The 19,756-nt window shown below is 76.0% G+C and carries 11 protein-coding genes; 6 read left to right on the top strand and 5 right to left on the bottom strand.

All coding sequences use genetic code 11. The features are described from left to right. Positions 1-153 precede the first annotated feature (153 nt). The 6 genes from ACFY2K_RS05310 (at position 154) to ACFY2K_RS05335 (ending at position 13,891) form a co-directional block, all read left to right on the top strand. Positions 154-1,011 carry a DUF4132 domain-containing protein gene (locus ACFY2K_RS05310; RefSeq protein WP_387709696.1) on the top strand — a complete coding sequence of 286 codons (858 nt, stop codon included), beginning with the start codon at positions 154-156 and terminating at the stop codon, positions 1,009-1,011. Then, positions 1,008-6,224: a hypothetical protein gene (locus ACFY2K_RS05315; protein WP_387709698.1), complete on the top strand. Its 5,217-nt coding sequence runs from the start codon at positions 1,008-1,010 to the stop codon at positions 6,222-6,224. The genes ACFY2K_RS05310 and ACFY2K_RS05315 overlap by 4 nt, the downstream gene beginning before the upstream one ends. Further along, the gene (locus tag ACFY2K_RS05320; RefSeq protein ID WP_387709700.1) at positions 6,221-7,417 is read left to right on the top strand and encodes an AAA family ATPase; all 1,197 of its coding nucleotides are present in this window, start codon (positions 6,221-6,223) and stop codon (positions 7,415-7,417) included. The genes ACFY2K_RS05315 and ACFY2K_RS05320 overlap by 4 nt, the downstream gene beginning before the upstream one ends. Before the next feature lie 2 nt (positions 7,418-7,419). Continuing rightward, positions 7,420-11,223, top strand: a complete 3,804-nt coding sequence (locus ACFY2K_RS05325) for a DUF5682 family protein (RefSeq protein ID WP_387709702.1) — start codon at positions 7,420-7,422, stop codon at positions 11,221-11,223. Continuing rightward, positions 11,220-13,337, top strand: coding sequence for a hypothetical protein (locus ACFY2K_RS05330; protein ID WP_387709704.1), 2,118 nt, complete (start codon positions 11,220-11,222; stop codon positions 13,335-13,337). Before ACFY2K_RS05325 ends, ACFY2K_RS05330 begins: the two co-directional genes overlap by 4 nt. A 101-nt stretch (positions 13,338-13,438) precedes the next feature. After that, complete coding sequence (locus ACFY2K_RS05335) at positions 13,439-13,891, top strand: MarR family winged helix-turn-helix transcriptional regulator (RefSeq protein WP_387709706.1); 453 nt, start codon at positions 13,439-13,441, stop codon at positions 13,889-13,891. Between the two features lie 83 nt (positions 13,892-13,974). Here the strand turns inward: ACFY2K_RS05335 and ACFY2K_RS05340 are convergent, their stop codons facing one another. The 5 genes from ACFY2K_RS05340 to ACFY2K_RS05360 form a co-directional block, all read right to left on the bottom strand. Continuing rightward, positions 13,975-14,550 (bottom strand): ATP/GTP-binding protein, encoded by a 576-nt coding sequence (locus tag ACFY2K_RS05340; protein ID WP_375891989.1) that lies wholly within the window; start codon positions 14,548-14,550, stop codon positions 13,975-13,977. A 114-nt stretch (positions 14,551-14,664) separates the two neighbouring features. Next, the gene (locus ACFY2K_RS05345; RefSeq protein ID WP_207813170.1) at positions 14,665-15,048 is read right to left on the bottom strand and encodes a DUF742 domain-containing protein; all 384 of its coding nucleotides are present in this window, start codon (positions 15,046-15,048) and stop codon (positions 14,665-14,667) included. Continuing rightward, entirely contained in the window at positions 15,045-15,476 is a 432-nt protein-coding gene (locus ACFY2K_RS05350) for a roadblock/LC7 domain-containing protein (protein WP_375891987.1), read from the bottom strand. Before ACFY2K_RS05350 ends, ACFY2K_RS05345 begins: the two co-directional genes overlap by 4 nt. Further along, complete coding sequence (locus tag ACFY2K_RS05355; protein ID WP_387709709.1) at positions 15,476-17,647, bottom strand: ATP-binding protein; 2,172 nt, start codon at positions 17,645-17,647, stop codon at positions 15,476-15,478. The genes ACFY2K_RS05350 and ACFY2K_RS05355 overlap by 1 nt, the downstream gene beginning before the upstream one ends. Before the next feature lie 495 nt (positions 17,648-18,142). Beyond that, positions 18,143-19,480: an acyl-CoA dehydrogenase family protein gene (locus ACFY2K_RS05360; protein WP_380523165.1), complete on the bottom strand. Its 1,338-nt coding sequence runs from the start codon at positions 19,478-19,480 to the stop codon at positions 18,143-18,145. Positions 19,481-19,756 lie beyond the last annotated feature (276 nt).

Here is a 19,756-nt window from a genome sequence, read left to right on the forward strand (position 1 = left end):
CCCGATCGACCACCCGTTCGAGTGGTTTCAATTCGTCCGCTCCCCGGCCGCCTCCCCCCGCCCGTCGCGTTGTCAGTGACCCTCGCTACGTTCCTCGCATCGCTGGTCAGCGGGGCGATCCGAACGACGTTCCCCGGTGGGAGGAGTACGGCTGTGGCATGGGTGGAAACGGGCGCGGGAGGGTACCGCGTCACGCTCGACGGAGAGGGCCGGGTGGTGTGCCGCAACGCGGCGGGCCGCCCCCTCAAGTCCGTCCCGTCGAAGCTCGGTGACGACCCGGTGGTCACCCAGCTCAAGCAACTCGCCGAATGGCTCGCCGCGCACGAGCGGCGCTGCCAGGAGGACGTCGAGCGGTGGATGGTGCGCTCGCTGCCGGTCCCCGCCGCCGTGCTCGCCGCCGTCTGGCCCGACGAGGCCTGGCAGTCCGTCCTGCGGGACGTCGTGGTCACCGGCGCGGACGGCGCCGTGGCCGGCTTCCTGCGCGACGCCGACGCCGAGCGCGGCCTCGGCCTGGTCGACCTCGACGGCGACACCGTGCGCCTGACCGACGGCCAGGTCCTGATACCCCACCCGGTGCTCCTCCCGGACCTCGACGACCTGCGCGAGTTCGCCGTCGAACTCGGCGTCTCCCAGCGCGTCCAGCAGCTCTACCGCGAGGTCTGGCACCGCCCCGAGGAGCCGGCCGCGGGCACCGAGGTCCACACCTACGCCGGCGGCCGCTACCGCGAACTGCGCGAGCTGGTCGGGCGCTGCGCCCGGCTCGGCTGCCGGGTCCGCGGCGGCTCCGCCGTCCAGCCGATCACCGAGGGCGGCCGCACCGTCGAGGCCCGGGTCTGGGTCGGCGACTACTACGAGTACGACGCCTGCGAGACGGGCGCGCTCAGCTGGGCCGGCCCCGACGGCCGGTCCCTGCCGCTCGCCGAGGTCGGGCCGGTCGCCTGGTCCGAGGGCATGAGGATGGCCGCCGCGCTCCACGCGGGCCGCACGATCGAAGGGGAGGACGCCGCATGACCACCGGCCCGATGACCACCACCGTCCCGCAGCAGCGCGCCGCGGAGCCCGAGGCACTGCTCGACGCCGGCGCCGTCCTGCCGCCCGGCACCCTGGCCGACGCCGGCCGCCCCGACAGTGCCGCCGACGTGCTGACCGCGCGCGGCTACACCCACCCCGCGCTGGACGGCCGCCGGATCGTCCGGCTGGTCCCCGGCGCGCTCGGCCCCGCCGAGGACCTCGCCCTGGACTTCCTCGGCCTCGCCCCCGAGGGCGCGCCCGCCGAGGTCGGCCAGGTCCGCCAGGAGGCGCTCGGCTTCCCGGCCTGGGCACTCGTCCACGACCCGGCCAACGGGCACCACGCGCTCGCCCTGGTCAAGGAGCTGGAGCGGCTGGCCCGCCAGGCCCGGTCCAAGCCCGGCGCCGCCAAGGACGGCTTCGACGAACTCGCCACCCGGCTCGGCCGCGCCGTCCCGCACTTCCTGCCCACCTTCTGCGAGGAGGTCGGCCGGATCTTCCTCACCCACGGCAACCAGACCTACGCCGCCGCCTGGTTCGGCAAGGCCCGCGAGGCCGAGCGCACCCACAACCTGGCCGTCGACGAGGAGCGGCTGCGCGCCGTCTTCCTGGAGTTCGCCCTGGCCGGCGCGCTCACCGTCAAGTCCCTGCGCCAGTACGTCAAGGAGCTCGCCCGGCGGCTCGACCCGCAGACCGCCTGGCTGCGCTTCCGCCAGCTGTGCACCGAGCGCTCCGCGGCCGGCATGGCCCCGTACGCCGGGGTCGCCGAGGACGCCCGCGCGCTGATCCGGGCCGCCGGGCTGGACCGCGCCGCGCACGAACGGGCGCTGCTCGCCGAGCTGCTGGAGTCCCCCGCGGTCAACCGGGCGCCCGCCGCGTTCTGGAAGTCCTGGCACGGCGCCCTGGTCGAGCTCGGCAGCGACGACGCCGCGGTCCGCACCCGGCTGCTGGAACTGCTGCCCGACCCGGCCGCCGGCGGCACCGACGCCGCCGCCCAGGACTCCGCCTGGCTGGCCGTCCTCGCCGCCACCGGCGCCGAGGACCTGCTCACCGGCCCGCGCGCCGAGGGCGCCGAGCCCGCCGCGCAGTGGCTCCGGCGCTGGTGCAACCACCTCGGCCGCGGCTGGCGCAACCGGCCCGGCTGCCCGGCCACCCTCGCGCTGGCCGGCCGGATGGTCGAGCGGCTGCGCGCCGACGCCGTCCCGGTCGACCTCTTCACCGGCATCAGCGGCAGCCTCACCCGGCTCGACCTGCTGGAGCTCCTGCTGGCCGAGGGCATCCCGGTGGCCGACCCGCCGGCCGGCCTGGGCTTCGACCTGCGCGAGTGGGTCACCCAGAGCGGCCCGGCCGCCGCCGACGCTCCGACCGGCGCTCCGACCGACGCTCCGAGCGCCGCGACCGACGGGGCCAGGACCATCGGCGGCTCGCTCGCCGCCGTCGCCGCCGACGCACGCTTCCGGCCGCTGCTGCGCCGCTCCGCCCCCGGCGCCTGGGCGCAGGCCGTCGAACACCGCTGTGCCGCGCTCCCCCTGCTGAACGAGCTGTTCCGGGAGTGGGCCGAGGAGCGCGCCGAGGAACTCACCGCCGTCCGCGGCCTGGCCGGCGCCGTCGACCTGGTCCGCTCGCTGACCCCGCACCGCACCGCCATCCGCACGGTCGCCCCGGCCGCCGCCGAGAAGATCGCCGCGCTCGACGTCGCCGGGCTGCTCGCCGGCGCCCTCGCCGCCGGGATCCTGGACGAACTCGGCTGGCCCGCCCTGGAGGAGGCGCTCGCCCGGCTCGCCGACCCGCCCGCCGCCGACGCCCTCCCGGACACCGCCCCCGGACACCGCCCCCGCGGCCTGAACGACCTGACCGTCGAGGACGCCTGGCCGTACCTCGTCCTCGCCCGCCACGACCGGGCCCTCGTGGTCGGCCCGGACGCCATCCTGCTGGAGCACACCCTGCGGGTGCCCCCGCTGCCGGGCGTGCGCAACCGGCCCCGGCTGCGCCTGGTCGACGGCGAGCTCCTCGTCGTCTGGTACGAGGGCAACGAGCAGAAGGCCTACTGGTCCGGCCGCCCGGACCAGACCTTCGAACTGACCGGCCGCACCATCGCCGGCTACTACTACGGCGAACGCCACCCGGACGACACCTCCCTCCCGCTGCCCGGCGGCGGCCGCACCACCGGCGCCCGCCCGCTGCACCCCGGCGACACCCGGCTGCCCGAGGAGCACCCCGTCCTCGGCGACGGCACCGGGTACTGGACACTGCGCCACGCCCCGGACGGCACCCCCGTCCTGCGCGAACTCGACCCGGCCACCGGCACCCTGGGCCGGGCCGCCGAACCGCCGGTGATCGCCGCCACCGCAGCGGCCGGCCGGCTCGTCACCGGCAGCACCGGCCTGCTGCCGCTGCAGCCCGGCCTGGAGGGCACCCCGCTGGGCACCGACGGCACCGTGCTCGGCAGCTGGGTCCGGCACGACCCCGGGCGCGCCGTCACCACCTTCACCGCCGACGGGCAGCGCATCGTCCTGCCGCTGAACGAGCGCACCGACACCCACATCCTCCCGGTCGGCCGGCTCGCCCTGCCCGGCGCGCGGGGCCCGGTGGTCAGCCGCACCGGCGAGTTCCTCGACCTCGGCCTGCCCGACCTGGCCGAGCGCTCCGACCGCACCGCCGACCTGCGCTCCTGCCGGTCGGGCGAACTCTCCGCCGCCGGTACCGCCCTGGTCCCGCCGTACGACCACTGGCACGCCCTGAGGCCCCGTGACGAGGCCGGTTCCCGGGTGCTGCGCGCCCTGACCGCCGAACAGGCCGCCCGGCTGGTGGACCTCGCCTGGCCGGTCGACGCCGAGCCCGTCCCCGCGGACGAGCAGCGCTGGATCACCGTCCAGGGCGTACGGCGCCCGCTCGCCCAGCGCGGCGAGGCCCGCAACAGCCTGCCGGTCGAGGCGGTCGGCGCCGCCCTGCCCGCGATCACCCACCCGCTGCTGCTGGCCGGCGTCGCCGGGTTCGCCCGCACCGCCGCCGACCTGCTCGACCGGATCGCCCGGTTCCTCCCGCAGCCGGAGGCCGAGCGGCCCAGCAAGGCCGAGGCCGCCGAGTGGCGCCCCGAGCACGGCCGCGACCACCAGCTGCGCGACGCCGTCAGCGCCGTCCTGCCCGGCACCCCGGGCCTGGGCAACAACTGGGGCGACTCCGAGCAGTACTGGGTGCTCAACAACCTGCGCGCCGTCACCGCCGCGTTCACGGCCTCGACCGCCTCGACCGCCCCGACCGCCCCGACCGCTGAGGCTGCCGCGGCCGCTGCGGCCGTCCCGACCGCCGTGGAGGGCGAGGGCTGGACCGCCCAGGGCACCGTCACCCTGCGCGGTGGCGAGGCCCACCACGGCTGGCGCAACCTGCTCGGCCGGGTGGACGTCCTCGCCCACGCCATCGCCGACCCGCTCACCCCGCCGGCGCACCGCTCCACCCTGGTCCTGCTGCTCGGCGAGCTCACCAAGGGCCCGCTCGCCGACCGCGGCGCCACCCTGCGCGAGGTCGTCCTCGGCGAGACGGACGAGCGCGCCAAGGGCCGCCGGCCGGAGGCCTACCGCCAGGGCGAGGTGTTCCGCCGCGGCGACCGCACCGTGGTGATCCTCGACTACCGCCACCAGCAGGAGGACGGAACGGCGCACTGGCGGGCCGTCGACCACGACCCGAGCGGAGAGTTCGGTCCCGTCGCCCACTTCACCACCCTGGAGGAGCGCCGCACCGAGGAGCGGGTGAACACCGCCTGGACCGAGAAGTTCCGGCGGGTCGCCGCCCTGCGCGGCAGCGTCCCCTGGCAGAGCGAGCACGCCGCCGCCTTCGCCGAGCTCACCGGCATCGGCACCGCCCGCGCCACCCTGCTGCTCTGCCCGCCCCCCGGCCTCCTGAACTGGGGCAACGTCGAGGTGCCCGCCGAACACGGCCTCAAGACCGCCGAGGTCAGGGCCGCCCAGGCCTGGCTGCGCAACCACGACCACCACGCGATCGCCGACGTCTGGGGCGCCCTGCTGCCCCTCGACGACCCGAAGCGGCTGTGGACGGAGGGCCCCGACACCGCCGCCGCGGCCGAGGCCTGGATCCGGCACTTCGGACGCCTCGTCACCCTCCCCGAGGACGCCCTGGCCGGCGTCCAGGGCGTGCCCATCGGCACGATCGAGGAACTGCTCAACCCCGGCCGCACGCCCTGGCTCACCCGCACCACCGCCTACCGGCTGACCACCGGCAGCCGGGCCGCGCTCCAGCTGGAGCCCGCGGACGCCACCGCCGCCCCCGGCCCCGGCACCCTCCCGGGGGCGATCGACGCCCTGCGCTGGCTCGGCTACCACCTGCCCGCCGACAGCCCGCTGCGCCCGCTGCTGCCCACGGCCGCCGCCGCGCTGCGCACCCGGCTCGCCGACCCCGAACTGCTGCTCGGATTCGGCCTGGTCAGCACCACCCAGGGCACCTCGGTGTCGACCGTCCTGCGCGCACACTTCGGCCGGCCCGCCGAGGGCGGAGCCGACCCGGACGGCCTGGTCCGCTGCGGTCCGGCCGTCGTCCTCAGCCCCTACCGCACCGAGTACGAGCAGATCTGGCTGCGCCCCGCCGGCCTCACCGGCCCGGACGACCCGCTGATCGACCTGCTCATCGGGCTGACCGACGGCTACTGGTCCGGCTCCGACCTGGCCGCCGTCCGGTCGATCCTGGGCGGCGAACCGGAACGCCTGGCCGCGGGCGCCCCAGCCGTGCCGGCCGCCGACGAGGGCCCGGCCTGGCTGCAGAACCCGCAGCTCAGCGCCCCCGAGCTGGTCGCCGAGGCGGCCCGTACCCACGGCCTGGGCGAGGACGCGGCCGCGCTCTACCTCCAGCTGCTCGCCCTGCCCGACCCGACGGACCGCAACGCCGCCCGCTGGACGGGCTGGAAGCCCGCCCGGCTCAAGCGCGCCCGCGCCGAACTCGCCGCCGGCGCACTGGTGCTGGAGGCGAAGCGGGCCCGGGCCGGCCGCAGCCTCTTCCTCCCCGGCGGCTGGCAGGAGGCCAAGGCCCCCGCCCTGCCGGTGGAGACCTGGAAGGCGGGCCTGTACCAACTGTCCACCCACCGGCCGGTGCTGCCGCACCTGCCCGTGCCCGAACTGTTCGCCCGCGCCTGGCAGCGCACCCTCGACGGCGACACCCCCGGCTACGAAGAGCTCCGGACCAGCAAGCGCAGGAAGGCCCGCCGATGAGCGCCACCGACACCACCGCCACCGACACCACCGCCACCGGGACCACCGCCACCGGGACCACCGCCACCGACTCCCCGGTACGGCAGATCGTCCCGCCCGAGGAGAAGCACGCCGCCGAACTGGAGTTCCTCGCCGCCCACGACAGCGGCCCGCGCCCGCCCGGCTGGCGCCTCACCCCGCGCGCCGTGGTCACCTTCGTCATGGGCAGCGGCGGCGAGAAGCTCAAGGCCGGACGCCGCAGCCTGGCCGTCGAGCCCAAGTTCGTCGGCGAGCGCGCCCTGGTCGAACGCTGCGTCGTCACCCTCGCCGGCGAGCGCGGCCTGCTCCTCGTCGGCGAACCCGGCACCGCCAAGTCGATGCTCTCCGAACTGCTCGCCGCCGCCGTCTGCGGGACCAGCGCGCTCACCGTCCAGGGCACCGCCGGCACCACCGAGGACCAGCTCAAGTACGGCTGGAACTACGCCCTGCTGCTCGCCAAGGGCCCCAGCCGCGAAGCCCTCGTCCCCTCCCCGGTGCTCACCGCGATGACCACCGGGGCCGTCGCCCGGGTCGAGGAGGTCACCCGCTGCCTGCCCGAGGTACAGGACGCCCTCGTCTCCCTGCTCTCCGAACGGCGCATCGCCGTACCCGAGTTGGCCGGCACCCCGGACGGCCAGCTGCACGCCGCGGCCGGCTTCACCCTGATCGCCACCGCCAACCTGCGGGACAAGGGCGTCAGCGAGATGTCCGCCGCCCTCAAGCGGCGGTTCAACTTCGAGACGGTCGGCCCGATCGGCAGCCTGGCCGCCGAGGTCGAGCTGGTCCGCCGCCAGTCCACCGTCGCCGTCGTCCGGGCCGGCGCCGGCTACGCCGTGGACGACGCCGTCCTGGAGGCCCTGGTCACCGCCTTCCGCGACCTGCGCACCGGCCGCTCCACCGAGGGCTGGGAGGTCGAACGCCCCTCCACGGTGATGAGCACCGCCGAAGCCGTCTCCGTCGCCACCGCACTCGGCGTCACCGCCGCCTACCTGCCGGACGGCGGCGACCTCCTCGGCCGGCTCCCCGGCCAACTCCTCGGCGTGGTCCGCAAGGACGACCCGGCGGACGCGGCCCGGCTGCTCGGCTACTGGGACGGCCCGGTCCGCCGCCGGGCCGAACAGGGCGCCGCCACCTGGCGCACCCTGTGGGACCTCCGCCCGGCGCTGGAGGCCTGACGATGACGAGCAGCGCGGTGAGGACCACCACCCCGGACGACCCGGCCGTCCGCCCCGGCCCCGGCGCCGTATGCGGCCACGGCACCGATCCCGGTGCTGACCTCGGCACGGCCCCCGGTACCGATCCCGGCACCGACCCCGCGGTCCGGGCCGAGACGGCCCGGCTGGCCGGCTCCGGCACCGACCGTCCCGGGCCGTACCTGATCGGTGTGCGCCACCACGCGCCCTCCCTCAGTGCGGTCCTCCCCGCGCTGCTCGACGCCGCCCGGCCCGAGGCCGTCCTGGTCGAACTGCCCGCCGAGTTCCAGCCCTGGCTCGACCACCTCGCCGACGAGGCCACCGAGGCCCCCGTCGCCCTCGCCGCCGCCCCGGCCGGCGGGGGTGATGCGGACGGGGACGACGCGGGCGCAGCCCCCGGCGGGCTCGCCTTCTACCCCTTCGCCGACTTCTCCCCGGAACTCGTCGCCCTGCGCTGGGCCCGGCGCAACGGCGTCGAAGCCATCGCCTGCGACCTCCCGCTCGCCCACCGCACCGGCCCCGGCGGCCCGCGCGGCCGCCGTCCCGCGGCCGGCCCCGACACCCCCGGCGTGGCCGACGCGCTGCGCCACCGCCTCACCGGCCGTGCCACCGACGACGACCTCTGGGACCGCCTCGTCGAGACCGCCGCCCCCGGCTCCGGCCCGGAGGCCGTCCGGCGCGCCGCCCTCCTGGTCGGCTGGGCCCTGCGCCACGACGCCGGAACCGGCCCCGGCGTCGACCCGTACGACCTGCGCCGCGAAGCCTGGATGCGCGCCCGCATCCGGGCCGCCTCGGCGGGCGGACGCCGGACCGCCGTGGTCGTCGGCGCCTTCCACGCCCCCGCCCTGCTCGACGGGCCCACCGCCCCCGAGGAGCCGCCCCGCCCCGACGAACCCGGGCACGTGCTCTCCCTCATTCCGTACACCTACCCGCTGCTCGACGCCCGCTCCGGCTACCCGGCCGGCATCCGCGACCCCGAGTGGCAGCACACCGTCCTCGACGCCGGCGGCGACCCCGAGCGCCTCGACGAGGCGCTCACCACCACCGCCGTCCGGATCTGCGCCGCCCTGCGTGCCCAGGACCACCCCTCCGGCCCCGCGGACGCCCGAGAGATCGTCCGCCTGGCCGGCGACCTCGCCCGACTGCGCGGCCACGCCGCCCCCGGGCGCGGCGAACTCGTCGAAGCCGTCCAGTCCGTGCTCGCCCAAGGCGAGCCCCTCGGCCGTGGCCGGGCCGTCGCGCGCGCCCTCGAACAGGTCCTGGTCGGCATCCGCACCGGGCGCCCCACCCCGGCCGCCCCGCGCAGCGGCCTCGGCCCCGCCGTCGAAACCCTGCTCGCCGACCTGGGCCTCCCCGGCCCCGCCGACCCGGGCCCGCGCGAACTGCGCCTCGACCCGCTGCGCAGCCCCCTCGACCGCCGCCGCGAGATCCTCCTCCACCGCCTCACCGCCTGCGGCGTCCCCTACGCCGACCCCGTCTCCACCACCGGCCCCGGCGGCACCGAAACCCTCGGCACCCGCTGGCGCCTGCACTGGACCCCCACCGTCACCGCCCTGCTCACCGTCGCCGGCACCCGGGGCGTCACCCCCGCCCAAGCCGCCGAGGGAGCCCTCCGCAGCCGCCTCCCCGACGACCCCACCCCGCGCGAGATCATCGACGGCCTCACCGCCGCCGCCTCCTGCGCCCTCCCCGCCCTCACCGCCACCCTCCTCACCCGACTCACCACCACCCTTCCCGCCACCGCCACCCTCCCCGACCTCCTCGCCGCCCTCGCCCTCCTCGACCGCCTCACCGCCGGCCACCTCCCGGTCACGGCCCCTGGGGAAGCACCTGCGGGTGAAGCACCTGCGGGTGCGGCCGGTGCGGCGGAGTCAACGACTTCGGCCTCCAAGGGTGTTGACAGTCGGACCGGCCCCGGACTGCCGCTGCGGGCGGCGATGGAGCTGTTGACCGCCGTGGCGGTGCGGCAGGTGGAGGGGTTGGGGGGTTCGGACGATCCCGCGGATGCGCGGGCGCTGGTGGAGCTGGCCCGGCGGGCGGACCAGCTGGGCGGGGTGCGGCTGGGGTACGCGCTGGGGGAACTCGCCGAGCGGGGGAGCCCGTTGGTGCGGGGCGCGGCCGGGGCGGTGCGGGTGCTGCTCGGGCAGGAGTCCGCACAGGTGTTCGGCGGGCGGGCCGCGTCCTGGGTGGACGGGGCGACCGACGTGCGGGCGCGGCAGGTGCTCGGACGGTTGCTGGTCGGGTTGTTGACCGCTGCCGAGGGCCTGTTCGACAGTGCGCCCGAGGCGCTCGAACCGGTGCTGGAGCGGGTCGGTTCGCTCTCGGACGCCGCCTTCCTGGACCGGCTGCCCGCGCTGCGCGGTGGCTTCGACACGCTCAGCCCGGCCGCCCGTGACCGGCTGCTGGTCTCCGTCGAGGACCGCCTGGGCACCAGCCTGGCGGCCCTGCCGGAGCAGACCGACCCCGCTCTGGTGGCCCGTTGGGTCCGCGCGGACCTGGCGGCCCGCCGGGTGCTCGCCGGGAGAGGCCTGCTGCCGGCCGCTCCCCGGACCGCCGACCAGGTGTCCGAGCCTGGCTCCGGGGCCGGGTCCGGGTCCGAGCCCGAACCCGGGCCCACGACGGCGACCGGCCCGGCACCCGCCCCGTCGCCCGCTCCCGAGCGCGTCCTCACGCCCGCCGAGCGCTGGCGCCTGCTGCTGGGTCGCCCGGGCACGGGCGGCCTGTCCGGCCGCAGCGCCCGACTCGCCACCGCGCTGGACGAGTTGTACGGCAGCGGCCACGGCGAGGGCTCCGGCCCCGGCCTGGACGACCGGGGTGGCAGGGGCGGCAGCAGGGGCGGCCGCGAGGCGCCGTTCCCCGGAGTGCGGGAGTGGGCCGAGGAGTTGGAGGCCCTGTTCGGTCCGGGCGTCCGGGAGGAGGTCCTGGCGGCAGCCGTCGCCCAGGGCCGTACGGACGTGCTGGAGGCGATCGACCCGTCCGCCGTCCGCCCGTCGGTGGACCTGCTGCGCGCGGTGCTGGACCACGCGGGCGGTCTGCCCGAGGCCCGGGTGGCCAAGCTGCGTCCGCTGGTGCGCCGCATGGTGGACGAGTTGAGCCGCGAGCTGGCGACCCGGCTGCGCCCGGCGCTGACCGGGATCAGCGTGCCGCGCCCGTCGCGGCGCCCGGGCGGCGGGCTGGACCTCCACCGGACGATCCGGGCGAACCTGGCCACGGCCCGCCCCGGGCCGGACGGTTCGGGCACCGTGATCGTGCCGGAGCGCCCGGTGTTCCGGACCAGGGCGCGGCAGGCCAACGACTGGCGGCTGATCCTGGTGGTGGACGTGTCGGGGTCGATGGAGGCGTCCACGGTCTGGGCGGCGCTCACCGCCTCGATCCTGGCCGGGGTGCCCTCGTTGAGCACCCACTTCGTGGCCTTCTCCACCGAGGTCCTCGACCTGACGGAGCAGGTGGCGGATCCGTTGAGCCTGCTGCTGGAGGTGAGCGTCGGTGGCGGTACCAGCATCGCGACCGGTCTGCGCTACGCCCGGGAGCTGGTGACGGTGCCGTCGCGGACGCTGATCGCGGTGGTCAGCGACTTCGAGGAGGGCGGCCCGGTCAACGCGCTGCTCGCCGAGACCCGGGCCCTGGTGGACTCCGGCGTGCACCTGCTGGGCTGCGCGGCGCTGGACGACTCCGGGACGGCCCGCTATTCGAAGGCGGTCGCCGGCCAACTGGTCGCGGCCGGGATGCCGGTGGCGGCGCTGAGCCCGCTGGAACTGGCCCGCTGGGTGGGGGAGAAGGTGCGATGAACGCCACGACACAGACAGAGCGGGCTTCACAGACCGGGAGCAGCTGGCCGGGGGTCCGGCCGGAGGTGGTCGCCGAGGTGGTGTCGGGGCTGAGCGCCCGCCTGCAGAAGCGGTTGGACGGCGCGGCGGCGAAGCTCGCCGAGCGGCCGCTCAGCCGGGAGGGCGACGAGTGGCGGGTGCAGGTGGACGAGGAGGTCCTGCTCGTCCTGCACGCCCCGGGCGGGGTGGTGGCCGGCCCGTCCGACGTCCGGTGCGGCTGTCTGCTCGCCCCGGCCTGCGTCCACCGGGCCGCCGCCGTCAGCCTCTGCCCGCTGGCCGAGGCCGACGATCCGGGCCTCGGGACCACGCCGGCCGAGGCGCCGGGAACACCTGCCGCGACCACCACCACAACCCCGCCCGAGCCCGGATCCGAACCCCGCCCTGGACCCCGACTCGAACCCGGACGCGAGTCGGGACCGGAACCCGGACCCGCCGCCCTCACCCCGGCCGAACGCGGCGCCGCCCGGCACCTCCACCGCGCCGCCTGCGCGCTGCTGGCCGCCGGGGTGAGCGGGGCGGGCGCGGTCGCCCAGGCGGAGCTGCTGCGGGCCGGCCACGGGGCGCGGGTCGCGGGGCTGTACCGCCCGGCCGCGGCGGCGGTCGCCGTGGTGACCGGGATCCGGGCGGCGCGTTCCGGTGCGCCCGACCACCGGCTGGCGGACCTGGTGGCGGCGCTCCGCGAGCTGCTCGGCCTCACCACCGCCCTGAACACCCTGACTGCCGTGACCACGCCGACCGCCCCGGTCGCCCCGGTCGACGCCCTGACCCCGCCCGCCGCCCCGAGCCCGCTCGCCGCCCTGCGCGGCACCGCCCGCCAGGCCTACGCCGAGGAGGGCGGCCTGCGGCTGTACGGGCTGTTCGCCGAGCCGGTGCTGACCGCGACCCACGCGGGGGCGGTCAGTTGGGCGGTGGACGCGGGTGGCCGGCTCAGCACGATCGCCGAGGTGACCCCGCACGGCGATGTCACGACCGCCGCCCCGCTGGCCGTCGGGGCGGGCAACCGGACGGTCCGGCTGGGCGATGCGGCGCTGAGCCACCGTGAGTTCAGCCGCGCGGGGCTGGCGGTCCAGGGCGCGACCAGGTCCACCGGTGGGCGGCTGGGCGCGGGTGCCTCGGTGCGGGCGGTCCGCGCGGCGGGCGCGGCCTGGACGGCGGAGCCGGTGGCCCGGCTCTGGGCCGAGCCGCCCGCCGCCCAGGTGGCCCGGGCACTGGCGGCGCAGGAGCTGCCGTACGGGAGTCGCCCGGCGGGGAGCGACCTGTTGTTCCTGGACGTCGTCCTGCTGGGCACGGCCCCGACCGGTCCGGGCGGGGCGCTCCAGCTGCTCGCCCGTCCGGTCGGGGGCGACACGGTGATCGCGCTGCGCCCGGGGCACGAGCACCCCGATCTGGCCTTCCGGGCCAATCTGGCCCTGCTCGCCACGGCCCCGGGCCTTCGGCTGCGGCTGATCGGACGGCTGGAGCGCGCGGACCGTCCGGAACTGCGGGTGCTGGCGATCGGCACGCCCTGGGACGGCTCCGACCACGACGGCCACGACGGCCACGACCGCCTTGCCCTGCCCGCCGACCGGGCGGACCGGGTCAACCTCGGCCTGGAACGCCTGCAGACCGCTGACCTGCCCGCCGGCCCGTCCACCGGGCCATCCGCCGATCTGCCCGCCGGGCTCCCGGCCGAGCTCCCCACCGCGCCGCCGCTCGGCCCGCCGGTGCACGTGCTCGGCCGCCGGGTGGAGCAGACCGTCACCACCGGCCGGTCCGCGCCGGCGCCCGGCGCGGCCACGGCGGCGGCGGACCGGGCCCTGCTGCGGGCGTCGGGGCTGGCGACCGCCGCCGAGTTGCTGGAGGGCCTGCGGGCGGCTGCCGCGGACCAGCGGCGTGACGTGTTCGGCCGGATCGTCGCGGACGACCACGACGCCTTCGCCACCGCCTGGCTGGCGGCCGCCGACTACACCGAGGCGCTGGCGACCGCGCTCTGCTCCGCCTCCTGGGGCGGCGAGCAGGACGACTCGGAGGACGGCCCGGAGGACGGGACGGAGAACGGCCCGAAGAACGGGACGGAGGACGGGAAGGAGCTGTGAGCCGATTTATTTGCAGAGACCGATAATCGGCGCCGAATGGCATACTTGTACGAGAGGGGACAGCTCAGGACGCACAGGTGAACGTGAAGGGAAGGCGAGCCATGGCCATCCGCGACGACGCGGCCGAGGTCCGGGCCGGTGGCTGGCGGACGCTCGCCGCCCTGCACGGGCTGATCGACGCCGCGCTGGAGAAGGCACTCCAGGCGGAGCACAAGCTCTCGGTGGTGGAGTACACGGTGCTGGAGGCGCTCTCCCGGCAGGACGGCTGGCACATGCGGATGCAGCAGCTGGCCCGTGCGGCGGCGCTGAGCAGCAGTGCCACCACCCGGCTGGTGAGCCGCCTGGAGGACCGGGGCCTGCTCAGCCGCTACCTCTGCGCGGACGACCGGCGCGGCATCTACACCGAGCTGACCTCCGAGGGCCGCGCCCTGCTGGAGGCCGCCCGCCCGGTGCACGACGCCACCCTGGAGGCGACCCTGGCCCAGGCCGCGGAACTCCCCGAGCTGGCCCCGCTGGTCGACGCGCTCGCCGAGCTCAGCCTGACGAAGGCGTGATCCCGGCCCAGGCGTGACCCGGGCGGCTACCGCCGCCCGGCCGCCTCAGCGCCGCCTGGTCGCCGCACCACCGCCTGGCCGCCTCACCGCCGCCCGACGGCCAGCGCGTCCCGGTGCACCCGGTCGAGCAGGGCGAGCAGCAACTCCTTGCTGGACGCCCGCTCCCGGACGTCGCACAGCACCACCGGCACCTCCGGCCCGAGGTCGAGGGCCCGGCGGACGTCCTCCGGGGTGGCGTCGCGGCGGCCGTGGAAGCAGTTGACCCCGATGGCGAAGGGGATTCCGCGCTGCTCGAAGAAGTCCACGGCGGCGAAGCTGGATTCGAGCCGCCGGGTGTCGGCGAGGATGATCGCGCCGAGGGCGCCGAGGGCGAGGTCGTCCCACATGAACCAGAAGCGGAACTGCCCGGGCGTGCCGAAGAGGTAGAGCACCAGGTCCTCGCGGACGGTGATCCGCCCGAAGTCCATCGCCACCGTGGTGGTGGACTTGCCCTGGACGCCTTCGAGGCTGTCGACCCCGATGCTGGCGCGGGTCATCCGCTCCTCGGTCTGCAGCGGTTCGATCTCGCTGACCGAGCCGACCATGGTGGTCTTCCCGACGCCGAAGCCGCCGGCGACGAGGATCTTGACCGCGCCCGGCACCAGGCTCTGGGTCGTCAATTCGGGTCTCCTGGAGAGGAACTGTGGGGATGCTGCGGGTGCGATGGATGCGATGGATGCGGTGGATGCGGTGGACGCGACGGGTGCGGCGGATGTCACGGACGCGGCAGCCGGTCAGAGTCTGCGGACGCCTTCGATCACGGCCTGGATCAGGGAGATGTCCGGTGCCTCGGCGAGCTGGACCGGGGCCCGGGTGAGGATCAGCCGGGCCTCCGCCAGGTCGTCCAGCAGCACCTTGACCACGCTCACCGGCAGGTCCATGGTGGCCGCGATCTCGGCCACGGCCAGCGGGCGTTCGCGGCACAGGTCGAGGATCGCGGCCGGTTCGGGGGTCAGCCGGCTGGTGTCGGTGCGCGGGTCGGCGGTGACCACCAGGGTGATCAGCGCGAAACCGTCACGGACCGGGCCGGTGCGCCCGTTGGTGATCGCGTAGGGGCGGACCAGGTGGCCGGCGTCCTTGTCGTAGAACCAGCCCTCGTCGGCGTCGGCGCTGGTCACGCACCGCCACCCGCGCCGGGTCGGCCCGCGTCGCTGCGCGGCGCCGCGGTGAGGTACTGGCCGACCTGCTTGACCAGCATGTTGATCTCGTAGGCCATCAGTCCGGCGTCCACCTGCTCGCTGGTGAGGACGGCGAGCCGGGCGCCCTGTCCGGCGGTGGTGACGAACAGGAACAGCTGGTCCATCTCGACCACGGTCTGCCGGACCCGTCCGCCGTTGAAGCGGTGTCCGGCGCCGCGGGCCAGGCTCTGCAGGCCGGAGGCGACGGCGGAGAGGTGCTCGGCGTCGGCCCGGTCGAGGCCCTGGGACGTGCCGACCAGCAGTCCGTCCTCGGAGAGGACGATGGCGTGCCGGGTCTCGGGTACCCGCGCCACCAGCTGGTCCAGCAGCCAGTTGAGGTCGCGCTGGGTCTCGGTGTGCTGCGTCATCACTGCTGTTCCTTGGCTTCCTGAACGGCGGGGGCTTCCGCGGTGCCCTCGGGGGCGGAAGGTGCGGCCGGGTGGGGGGCGATGGCGGGCGCGTCCGGTCCGGTACCGGTCGCGCGGGCGCTGCGGGTGCCGCGCTGGATGGCGGCCATGGTGGCGCGGGACCGCGTCGGCGAGGGGTCGTCGGCCTCGCCGAACCGGGGGCCGGCCGGGGCGGGGCGGGCCCCGTACGGCGAGGACGGCGCGGTCGGGGTGGACGGCGGCATCATGGTGCCGGGCGCGTTGGCCTCGCGGAGCTGCTCGGCGAGGCTGGCGTTGCGGACCCGCTGCGGCAGGATGCGCGGGGTGCGCAGTTCGCCGTCCGGGCCGTGCTCCACGCTGTCCTCCTGCGGGCGTTCGTGGGTGGGCGTCGACCGGTCGGCGGGCACCCCGTCGAGACCGCCCGCCGAGTCCACGACGGCCGGATCGACGACCGCAGGATCGACGACGGCCGGGTCCGCCTGAGCCCCGTCCCCATGCCCGGGGGTCGCGCCGGCGCCCGGGTCGAGTTGCGCGGCGAGCTGTGCGGCGAGTTCCGCCGACGGCCCGGTGGGCAGGTCGTACGGGCGCGGCAGCACGGGCCGGGGGACCACCACGGCCCCGGGCAGCCCGGGGATCTCGGCACCGACCGTCAGCCCGGCGTTGTCGAGGACGGGCCCGCCGTCCTCACCGTCCGGCCGCCCGAACTCCTGCGGCCCGAAGCCCTGTTGGCCGAACTCCTGCGGTCCGAACTCCTGCCGCGCGAGCAGCTCGCCGAGGATCACCCCGCCGTCGGCCCCGCCGCCTGCCGGCTCCGTCGGTGCCGTCGGCACCGCCGGGGAACCGACGCCACCGATCCCGTCGACCCCGCCCGAGGTGCTGCTCGTCAGCCCGTTGAGCACCCCCGCCAGCGCGCCGGACAGCTCGTCGTCGACCACGCCGAAGTCGCCGTCGGACGGCCGCGGTTCGGGCACCGGGGTCCGGGTGACCCGCGCGCCGGACGGCAGCCCGGGCACCGTGGCCGGCTGCTCCGCCTGCTCCAGCAGCACGGAGGGCACCAGCACCACGGCCCGGGTGCCGCCGTACGGCGAGGGCCGCAGGGTGACCTGGATGTCGTGCCGGGCGGCGAGCCGGGCGACGACGAACAGGCCGAGCCGCAGGTCGTCGCCGAGCGCGGAGACGTCCAGCTCGGGCGGGTTGGCCAGGTACTCGTTGAGCCGCTCGTACTCCTCCTCGGTCATGCCGAGGCCGCGGTCCTCGACCTCGACCGCCAGGCCCTTGGGGACCTCCTGGGCCGAGACCTGCACCTGGGTGTACGGCGGGGAGAAGGTGGTGCCGTTCTCGATCAGCTCGGCGATCAGGTGGATCACGTCGGCGACGGCCTGCCCGCTGAGCGAGGCGCGCGGCACGCCCTGGACGACGACCCGGGCGTAGTTCTCGGTCTCGGAGACGGCGCTGCGCAGCACGTTGACCACGGGCACGGCGTTGCGCCAGCGCCGGGCGGGCAGTGCGCCGCCGAGGATGACCAGGTTCTCGGCGTTGCGCCGCATCCGGGTGGCCAGGTGGTCGACGGCGAACAGTTCGCGCAGCAGCTCGGGTTCCTCGTGCTCGCGCTCCAGCGCGTCGAGCATGCTGATCTGCCGGTGGATCAGGATCTGGGTGCGGCGGGCGATGTTGAGGAAGACCTTCTTCGTCCCCTCGCGGCCCTGGGCCTGGTGGACGATGGCGGCGACGGCGGCCTGCCGGACGGCGGCCAGGCCGTCGGAGGTCTGCTGGACCTCGTCGCCGACCCGCCGGGACGGTGCCCAGGTGGGCGGGGTGGGCACCGGCTCCCCGGCGCGCAGCCGGCCGACGATCTCGGGGATCTCGTGCTGGGCGAGCGCGAAGGTGTCGCCGCGCAGTCCGGCGAGCCGGGCGGACAGCGACCGGGCGGCCCGGATGCCGCGGACCAGGCTGACCAGCAGCACCAGCGCGACGGCGGCGGTGCCGGCCAGCAGCGCGGTGCGGTTCGCGGTGTCGCGCAGCAGGTAGGCGGCGTAGCCCCAGGCGGCGGCGAGGCCCAGGCTGGGGACCAGCACGAGGGCGAGGAGCGAGCTGCGGAGGGAGCCGGACCGGCCGGCGCGGTGGCCCGTGCGGGGGGCCGATATGCCTGGCATCTGATTCCTTGTTGCAGGGCCGAGTTGCAGGCCGGGTCTCGGGTCCGGACGGTGGGTCGGCCCGAGCGGACCGGACCGGGCGTCAGGGAGCCGAGGCCCGGGGTCGCCGGACGGGGTGACGCGGTGTCACCGTCCGTGCGGGTGCAGCTCGGCCGCCGACGGCAGGAAACCTATCAGTCCCAGGTGGCCCCATCGCAACATCAACTGACGATATGTGAACGGGCGATGGCAGGAACGGCCAGTTCCGGTCGGAGCGTTCGCCGACGGATCGTCGCAGCTCAGCGCGGTCGGTGCGGAGCGGGGACGGCTCCTCGGGAGGTCGGTGGGCCTCTCGGGGAGCCGTCAGGAGCAGGTCAAATCGTCGTCATACCGAAAGTTCGCCACCATCCGGGCGGCAGCCGCGGATCCGGCGCTCCCGCCGCGCGGCTCGGTCCTCCGCGCGGCTCGGTCCTCCGCGTGGCTCGGTCCTCCGTGCGGATCACCCCGCCGCGCGGCTCACCCCGCCGCGGAGAGCGGCACCACGCGAGCGCTCCGGACGCCCCGGACCCCGCGCGGGCTGTACCCGTACAGCTCCTCCGCCGGGGAGACCCCGGCGGCGCGGGCGGCCCCGGAGGCCCCGGACTCCAGCGCGTTGAGCTCGGTCCACGCCCAGCTCGCCAGGTCGGCCAGCTCGGCCGACCACTGCTTGCCGTAGGTGCCCGTCGCGACCTGTCCGAGCCGCAGCTTCTGCACGTCCGAGGTGCCGGCCGGGGCGTAGATGTGGGTGGCGTCCCGCAGGTAGCGGATGATGTTGTGCTCCTCCTGGGTGCCGCGCGCCGCGAAGATCTCCATCGCCTGACGTGCCGAGTCCATCGCGTACTCGGTGTTGATCAGCTTGGCGTTCATCAGCTCGGCGTCGCAGGCCTTGCCGTTGTCGAGCAGGTGCGAGGCGTGGTAGGCGGCCAACTTGGCCGTCATCAGCCGGGACTGCATCTCGCCGAGCTTGAGGGCGATGCTGTTCAGCTGGTTGATCGGCTTGCCGTAGAGCACCCGCTCCTCGGCGTAGCGCACCGTGTCCTCCACCACGGCGACGTGGATGCCGAGCGCGACGGCGCCCAGGTTCAGCCGGCCGTACAGGGTGGAGGAGGAGTAGGCGACGTCGAGGCCCTGCCCCTCCTCGGCGAGCCGGTTGCCGACCGGGACGCGGCAGTCCTCGAAGACGAGCTCGCCGAAGCTGAACCCGTGCAGGCCGCCCTGGGTGCCGACGGTGCCGGTGCGGAAGCCGGGCCGGTCGCTCTCGACCAGGAAGGCGGACAGCCCCTTGCTGCCCCGGCCGGTACGGAAGACCACGCCGTGGACGTCGCCGATGTGCGAGTTGCCGACGAACACCTTGCGGCCGTTCAGCACGTACTCGTCACCCTCGCGACGCGCGGTGCCGCCCATGCCGAGCACATGGCCGCCGGACTCCGGCTCGGTGACCGCGATCGTCGGCAGGCACTCCCCGGAGGCGAACTTCGGCAACCACGACCGGCGTTGGGCGTCCGAACCGAAGTGGATGACCTTGGCGACGCCGAGCTGGGAGGCCTGTGCCATCGCGCCCATCGCACCGCTGACCCGCGCCAGCTCCTCGACGATCACGGTCTTGGCGAGGTGTCCCAGGCCCAGGCCGCCGAACTCGCGCGGGATCGTGACGCCGATCCAGCCGCGGCGGGCGATCTCCCGCGAGAGCTCGAACTCGATCTCCCGGTCGGCCTCCATCCGGGCCACCTGAGGACGCACCTCCTTCTCCGCGAACTCACGCACCTCGGCCCGGAGGCTCTCGTGTCGTTCGTCGGTGAAGTAGTCCATCGCCATGCTTGGTCCTCTCATTCCGGTGGGTGTCGTGCCTCCCGTTCATGCCGTAGATGCCGCTCCGGCCGCTCCCCCTGAGGGTTCGGGTGGGGGTGTGGAGGTGTGGCGGTGCCGATCGCTTCCAAGCCATCGGTGCATGCGGACCTGGGGTCCGTCTTCGAACTCCCGTCTGCGGGGCGGCGTTGGGGCACGCGCCTCGCCGCGTTGTCGTCGGTCGCCAATGCGCTGCATTGGGCTCCCTCCTCCGCCTTGCGATGCACGCACCCCAACGCCGCCCCG

It is taken from the genome of Kitasatospora sp. NPDC001309, from assembly GCF_042896295.1.
GTDB lineage: Bacteria > Actinomycetota > Actinomycetes > Streptomycetales > Streptomycetaceae > Kitasatospora.

Coding starts and splice junctions, on each gene's coding strand:
- ACFY2K_RS05315 (WP_387709698.1), top strand. CDS start 1,008: ATGACCACCGGCCCGATGACCACCACCGTCCCGCAGCAGCGCGCCGCG.
- ACFY2K_RS05320 (WP_387709700.1), top strand. CDS start 6,221: ATGAGCGCCACCGACACCACCGCCACCGACACCACCGCCACCGGGACC.
- ACFY2K_RS05325 (WP_387709702.1), top strand. CDS start 7,420: ATGACGAGCAGCGCGGTGAGGACCACCACCCCGGACGACCCGGCCGTC.
- ACFY2K_RS05330 (WP_387709704.1), top strand. CDS start 11,220: ATGAACGCCACGACACAGACAGAGCGGGCTTCACAGACCGGGAGCAGC.
- ACFY2K_RS05335 (WP_387709706.1), top strand. CDS start 13,439: ATGGCCATCCGCGACGACGCGGCCGAGGTCCGGGCCGGTGGCTGGCGG.
- ACFY2K_RS05350 (WP_375891987.1), bottom strand. CDS start 15,476: ATGACGCAGCACACCGAGACCCAGCGCGACCTCAACTGGCTGCTGGAC.
- ACFY2K_RS05355 (WP_387709709.1), bottom strand. CDS start 17,647: ATGCCAGGCATATCGGCCCCCCGCACGGGCCACCGCGCCGGCCGGTCC.
- ACFY2K_RS05360 (WP_380523165.1), bottom strand. CDS start 19,480: ATGGCGATGGACTACTTCACCGACGAACGACACGAGAGCCTCCGGGCC.